Consider the following 6,005-nt stretch of genomic DNA (forward strand, 5'->3'; position numbering starts at 1 on the left):
CTCGCATTGAAGCGAACCCGCACCGCCCCCTAAATTTTTTTGATCAGGCACTTTACTTAGATAAAGAATGATCCCTTCGAACGGCCGGTTGAAGCTGGCGATCCAGAAAGACGGGCGCATGACCGAGGATTCCATTACCCTTCTCAAGGCGACGGGATTGGATTTCGATCTCCGTTCGCGCTCTCTCTTTTCCCCGTGCAGAAATTTCCCACTCGACATCCTCTCGTTGCGCGACGACGACATCCCGGAGTATGTCCAGGACGGCGTCTGCGATCTCGGGATCGTTGGGGAGAATATCGTGGTGGAGAAGGAGGCGCGGATCGCCATCGTGGAGCGTCTGGGATTCGGCAAGTGCCGGCTGGTCATCTGTGCGCCCAAAGCGGGCGCGATCAGAGAACTGGCGGGCCTTGCGCGGAAAAGGATCGCCACCTCTTATCCCAGGACGCTCGGGACCTTCCTGGCTTCGCGTGGGTTGCCGGCCGAGATTGTCGAGCTCAGCGGCGCGGTCGAAATTGCCCCCGCGCTCGACGTCGCCGACGCTATCTGCGATCTGGTTTCGACTGGGAGCACGGCCCGGATCAACGGCCTGGAGGTGATCCATACGGTCATGGACTCCGAGGCGCTCCTCATCGGCCATCAGGCGTTGATGACGGTCGCAGGGAAGAAGGAAACCGCAGCCCGGTTTCTGGTCAGGATTCAGAGCACCCTGAGAGGCCGCGGAAAGAAATATGTGATGATGAACGCCCCTTCGACCTCGGTTTCCACCATCAGGCACCTGATTCCCGGTATGAAAAGCCCGACAATCGTTCCTCTCGCCGACCCTTCGATGGTCGCCGTTCATTCGGTCGTCGGGGAAGAGGTTTTCTGGGAGGTGATGGAACGGCTCAAGGACGCCGGCGCGACCGATATTGTTGTCGTACCGATTGAGAAATTTATCCCGTAATGAGATGATACGGCTCGAGCTCGAAGATATATATTCCCCGGAGAGCGACAAACTCATTGCGCGGGAGCCGATACTGGAGGGGGAGACAGCCTCCACGGTGGAGGCGATCGTTCGCGAAGTCTGCTCACGGGGGGATGCGGCGATTCGCGCGTACACATTGAAATTCGACGGGGTGGAGATCGTGGACCTGGAAGTGACCCGCAGAGAGATCGATCATGCAGGGGACATGCTTCCCCCGGAGCTGAAAGAAGCGATCGGGGCCGCCGCGGAGACAATTCGTTCGTTTCATCAGGCGCAAATTCCTCCAACGATCGGAAAAGAGACCCGGCCGGGTGTCTACTGCCGCAGGGAATGGCGGCCTATCCAGCGCGTCGGTTTGTACGCCCCCGGGGGCTCTGCCCCGCTCATCTCGACGGTGCTGATGCTCGGGATACCTGCAACACTTGCCGGTTGCCGCGAGATACTACTTTGTTCCCCTCCCAACATGTCCGGGGAAGTTGAACCGGGGATCCTCTATGCGGCAAGGCTCGCCGGCGTCCGGAGGATCTTTAGGGCGGGTGGGGCCCAGGCGATCGCGGCCATGTCCGCGGGCACCGAGACGATTCCGAAAGTCGACAAGATCTTCGGACCCGGGAACAGGTTCGTGGCTGCAGCGAAGGCGCGGGTCTCCGTTGGAGCGTCCGGCGTGGAGATCGACATGCTCGCGGGTCCGACCGAGCTTCTGATCATCGCGGATGATTCTGCGAACCCGCGGTGGGTAGCCGCAGACCTGCTGGCGCAGGCGGAGCATGGAGTTGACTCCCGCGTCGTGCTCGTGACGACACATTCCCGCATCGCGGATGCAGTAGAACAGGAGTGCGAGCTTCAGCTCCCGTTCCTGTCCAGACGGCAGACGATCAGGTGCGTTCTCGAAGCAGGTCCCGCCATCGTCGTCCGCACGCTTTCCGATGCGATCGAATTCTCCAATCGCTTTGCGCCGGAGCATCTCGCTCTTGCCGTGAGGGAGGGAGAACGGTTTGTCCCGAAGATCCAAAATGCAGGAGCGGTGTTCGTGGGCGCCGCCGGTTCGTCAGTGTTCGGGGACTACGCCTCCGGGCCCAATCACACCCTGCCGACGGGAGGGACCGCGGTGTGCAGGGGCGGTCTTACCTTGGAGTCCTTCATGAAGCCTCTATTTATCGAGACATTCACTTCGGAGGGCGTTCGCTCGATGTCGCCGATCGTAATGGAGCTCGCGAGGGCGGAGCGTCTCGACGCTCATGCGCGCGCCGCCGAGATTCGGGGCGAAATAGCATGATCGATAGGATCATCCGGAGCCATCTGAGGGGGTTTCATCCCTACACCTCCGCCCGGAGCGAATTCGCCGCGCTCCCGGGGGGCGGCGGCGGGAGGACAATCCTTCTCGATGCGAACGAGCTTTCCGCGGGTAGTCCGGTTGCCTGCAACGGCATCCCCCTCAACCGTTATCCGGATCCGATGCAACAGGAATTGAGAGGGAGAATTGCCGGGCGGCTGAGGGTGAGCAGCGATGAGATATTCCTCGGTGTAGGGTCCGACGAGATCATCGATCTGCTCGTCCGGCTCTGTTGCGATCCCGGAACTGACAGCGTTGTCATCCTCGGGCCCACCTACGGAGTGTACCGTGTTGCCGCCAATCTGAATGCCGTCGCAGTGGTTGATGCGGAGCTCGAGGGGGGTTTCCAGATCGACCTTGAGGGGACCCGCGCGGCAATGGGAAGTGCGAAGTTATTGTTCTGTTGTTCGCCGAATAATCCCACGGGAAACCTCCTGCGTGTGAGCGATATCGAGAAGCTCTGCACGGAGTTCACAGGGCTCGTCATCGTCGACCAGGCATATATTGAATTTGCCTCCTCCGGGGCGGCCGGCTGCGGCGATCTGATGCAGAATCGCGCCGGTCTGGAAAACCTTGTGATTCTGAGGACGCTCTCGAAGGGCTGGGGCCTTGCCGGTATCCGTCTGGGATACTGCATTGCCTCCCCTCAAATCGTCTCACACCTTCTCAGAATAAAATTCCCATATAACGTCGGTAGTGTCAGCTCCCGAATCGCCCTCGAGGCGTTGGACAAGGAAGAGTTCCTGCGGTCGTCCGTCCGGTCGGTCGTGAGGGAGCGCGAACTCCTCTCGGTCCGTTTGAAAGAGATCCGGGAGGTGGTCCGGGTTTACCCGAGCGATGCGAACTTCCTCCTTGTGGAGTTTCAGGACAGTCTGATCGCATTTGAACGTTTAAAAAGGGCGGGAATTATCGTGCGTCGCAGGAGCGAGCAACGCCTGAGGAATTGCCTGCGTATCACGGTCGGCACGCCGGATGAAAACACCCTGTTGGTTGAGACTCTCCGGGGGCTCACATGAAGAAGGTCGTGTTCGTCGACCGTGACGGGACAATTGTCGTCGAGCCGCGTGACAGGCAGGTGGATTCACTTGAGAAGGTTGAATTCGTCCCCGGGATTATCGGAGGCTTGCGCCTTCTGGTTGATTCCGGATTTACCCTCGTCATGGTCAGCAACCAGGATGGTTTGGGATCGCGGAGCTATCCGTCGAAATCGTTCAAGCTCGTACAGGCGAAGATATTGGGCCTCCTCGCAGGCGAAGGAATCAACTTCGAGCGGATCTTCGTCTGTCCTCACCGCCCCGCTGAGGGGTGCGAGTGCAGGAAGCCGAAAATCGGGCTGGTCGACGGATACCTGAAACGTTCGGCCGTTGACCGGAACCGATCGTTCGTCCTCGGGGACCGCGAGACCGACGTGCAGTTTGCAGAGAACCTCGGACTCCGTTCGGTGCGGATTACACCGGTGCGGTCGACCAGGGCGACATTCTCGACGCGAGACGGGTTCGAGGCATGCAACTTTATCGCGAAGTCGGCACGCTCGGCGACAATCTGTCGATCGACGGGCGAAACCTCGATCCGCGTTGAACTCGCCCTCGATGGCTCCGGGGAATACGCCATATCGACGGGGATCGGGTTCTTCGATCACATGCTGGCCCAGCTCGCGCGCCATTCGCGGATCGATTTGAAGGTGGAGACCATCGGGGACCGGAACGTCGACGAGCATCACACGGTTGAGGACACCGGCATCGTGATCGGACAGTCGCTCCGGGAGGCGTTGGGCGAGAAGCGGGGCCTCGAGCGCTATGGTTTTGCCGCACCGATGGATGAAGCCCGGGCCGAAGTGTCGATCGATCTGAGCGGGCGAAGTTACTGCTCCCTTCGCTGTAATTTCCGCAGGGAGAGGGTGGGTGAGCTGCCGACCGAACTCGTGGAAGATTTCTTTCGTGCCTTTGCCGACGGTTTGGGGGCGACGGTGCATATCTCCTGCACCGGCCGCAACGATCATCACAAAATCGAAGCAATCTTCAAGGCGGTGGCAAACGCGCTGCGATATGCCGTGCGCGTCGATCGCCGCCTCCTGAAACTATTGCCGACGACGAAAGGAACCTTATGATCGGCGTCGTCGACTATGAAGCCGGGAACATCGCTTCCGTCTCCAATGCGCTTTCGCAGATCGGGACCGGATTCCTGGTGAGCAACGACCCGGGGCAGCTTGCTTCATGCGATGGGGTCATCCTCCCCGGAGTCGGGGCGGCGCCTGCGGCCATGGCATCGCTGCGCGAACGGAATCTCCTTGAATTTTTGGCAACCCTCGATATTCCTTTTCTGGGTATTTGCCTCGGGATGGAGCTGCTCTACCACTATTCGGAGGAAGGGGACACCCCCTGCCTGGGTGTGTTGCCGGGGTCAGTGCGCAAGATCGACGAGTCGGCCTGCAAAGTTCCCCACATCGGATGGAACCGTGTGGAGTTCCTCGGCACTCATGCTATTTTTGAGCCGGAGGGACGCTCCGAATACTACTATTTTGCCCACTCGTACGCGGCCCGCGTCGACGCCTCGACGGCGGGGGTAGTGGACTGCGGAATTCGTCTTGCCGCCGCCGTGTCGAATGGAAATTATTTCGGAGTTCAGTTTCATCCGGAAAAATCCGGAAGTGCCGGCCTCAGGCTGTTGAAAAACTTTGACGCTCTATGCAAGTCATACCGGCGATAGACCTTTATGGGGGGAGGTGCGTCCGGTTGAGGGAAGGAAAATTCTCCCTCAGGACCGACTATGGAACCGATCCCTGCGATTTCGCGAGAAAATTTGCAGATGCGGGTGCGGCGAGACTGCACGTCGTCGACCTCGAAGGAGCCAGGGCGGGGCGCGTCATGAACTGGCCCACCATCGCGCGGCTTGCATCGCTCGACGTCGCGTTGGTGCAGGCGGGGGGAGGAATACGAACGGAAGAGGACGTCGCCCGGCTTCTCGATGCGGGGGTGGACCGTGTTGTGGTGGGAAGCGTCGCACTTCAATCCCCGGAGACGGTGAAGGGGTGGGCCGAACGTTTCGGTGCGTGGAAGTTCTGCGTCGCCGTCGATGTGAAGGACGGCGATCTTGCCTCTAACGGTTGGCAAACCACCGGGGGCGCGACGCTTGCCGAGGTCGTCACGGCGATGAGCGGACTGGGAATCAGACGCTTTCTTTCGACGGATATCCGCCGCGACGGGACACTCAGCGGGCCGAACGTTCCGCTCTATCAGGGGCTTGTGAAGGATTACCCGGCCGTTGAATGGCTCGCTTCGGGCGGGGTCCGCTCGAAGGAGGACGTGCGGGAGCTTTCCTCCGCAGGAGTTGCGGGAGTCGTCATCGGAAAGGCATTGCTTGAGGGCACACTCCGGGTGGAAGAATTGTTGGAACCGCCATGCTGACCCGCCGGATCATTCCCTGCCTGGATGTGCTCGACGAGAGGGTCGTCAAAGGGAGAAGATTTGAACATCTCGCCGACATCGGCGACCCGGTGGAGCTCTCGGCGCGGTATTCGGACGAGGGCGCGGATGAGATCGTCCTGCTCGATATTTCCGCCACTCTCGAACGGCGCCGCCCCTTTTTTCGACTGATCGAGCGAGTGGCGCGGCGCGTGGCGATACCGTTGACCGTCGGCGGAGGGATCCGGACGATCGACGACATCCTGCAGCTGCTCCGCTCCGGCGCCGACAAGGTGAGCCTCAACAC

General features: G+C 60.3%; 7 protein-coding genes. All 7 read left to right on the forward strand.

Annotated features, from left to right (window positions below; genetic code table 11):
• The first annotated feature begins 67 nt into the window (after positions 1 to 67).
• Complete coding sequence (hisG, locus tag VI215_00360) at positions 68 to 943, forward strand: ATP phosphoribosyltransferase (GenBank protein HEY6190756.1); 876 nt, start codon at positions 68 to 70, stop codon at positions 941 to 943.
• Between the two features lie 4 nt (positions 944 to 947).
• The gene (gene hisD / locus VI215_00365; GenBank protein HEY6190757.1) at positions 948 to 2,240 is read left to right on the forward strand and encodes a histidinol dehydrogenase; all 1,293 of its coding nucleotides are present in this window, start codon (positions 948 to 950) and stop codon (positions 2,238 to 2,240) included.
• On the forward strand, positions 2,237 to 3,313 hold the full coding sequence (hisC, locus tag VI215_00370; protein ID HEY6190758.1) for a histidinol-phosphate transaminase: 1,077 nt from the start codon (positions 2,237 to 2,239) through the stop codon (positions 3,311 to 3,313). The genes hisD and hisC overlap by 4 nt, the downstream gene beginning before the upstream one ends.
• Positions 3,310 to 4,404, forward strand: coding sequence for a bifunctional histidinol-phosphatase/imidazoleglycerol-phosphate dehydratase HisB (gene hisB, locus VI215_00375; protein HEY6190759.1), 1,095 nt, complete (start codon positions 3,310 to 3,312; stop codon positions 4,402 to 4,404). Before hisC ends, hisB begins: the two co-directional genes overlap by 4 nt.
• The gene (gene hisH / locus VI215_00380) at positions 4,401 to 5,003 is read left to right on the forward strand and encodes an imidazole glycerol phosphate synthase subunit HisH (GenBank protein ID HEY6190760.1); all 603 of its coding nucleotides are present in this window, start codon (positions 4,401 to 4,403) and stop codon (positions 5,001 to 5,003) included. Before hisB ends, hisH begins: the two co-directional genes overlap by 4 nt.
• Positions 4,982 to 5,701: a 1-(5-phosphoribosyl)-5-[(5-phosphoribosylamino)methylideneamino]imidazole-4-carboxamide isomerase gene (gene hisA, locus VI215_00385; GenBank protein HEY6190761.1), complete on the forward strand. Its 720-nt coding sequence runs from the start codon at positions 4,982 to 4,984 to the stop codon at positions 5,699 to 5,701. The genes hisH and hisA overlap by 22 nt, the downstream gene beginning before the upstream one ends.
• The coding region (locus tag VI215_00390) for a HisA/HisF-related TIM barrel protein (protein ID HEY6190762.1) at positions 5,695 to 6,005 on the forward strand (311 nt) is incomplete at its 3' end. The genes hisA and VI215_00390, both read left to right, overlap by 7 nt.

This window comes from Bacteroidota bacterium (assembly GCA_036522515.1).
In the GTDB taxonomy this organism is placed as follows: Bacteria; Bacteroidota; Ignavibacteria; order UBA10030; family SZUA-254; genus VBOC01.

What these genes read in the sequence shown, in the direction of transcription:
- hisH (HEY6190760.1), top strand. Translation starts at nt 4,401, where the DNA reads ATGATCGGCGTCGTCGACTATGAAGCCGGGAACATCGCTTCCGTCTCC.
- hisC (HEY6190758.1), top strand. Translation starts at nt 2,237, where the DNA reads ATGATCGATAGGATCATCCGGAGCCATCTGAGGGGGTTTCATCCCTAC.
- hisB (HEY6190759.1), top strand. Translation starts at nt 3,310, where the DNA reads ATGAAGAAGGTCGTGTTCGTCGACCGTGACGGGACAATTGTCGTCGAG.
- hisG (HEY6190756.1), top strand. Translation starts at nt 68, where the DNA reads ATGATCCCTTCGAACGGCCGGTTGAAGCTGGCGATCCAGAAAGACGGG.
- hisD (HEY6190757.1), top strand. Translation starts at nt 948, where the DNA reads ATGATACGGCTCGAGCTCGAAGATATATATTCCCCGGAGAGCGACAAA.
- hisA (HEY6190761.1), top strand. Translation starts at nt 4,982, where the DNA reads ATGCAAGTCATACCGGCGATAGACCTTTATGGGGGGAGGTGCGTCCGG.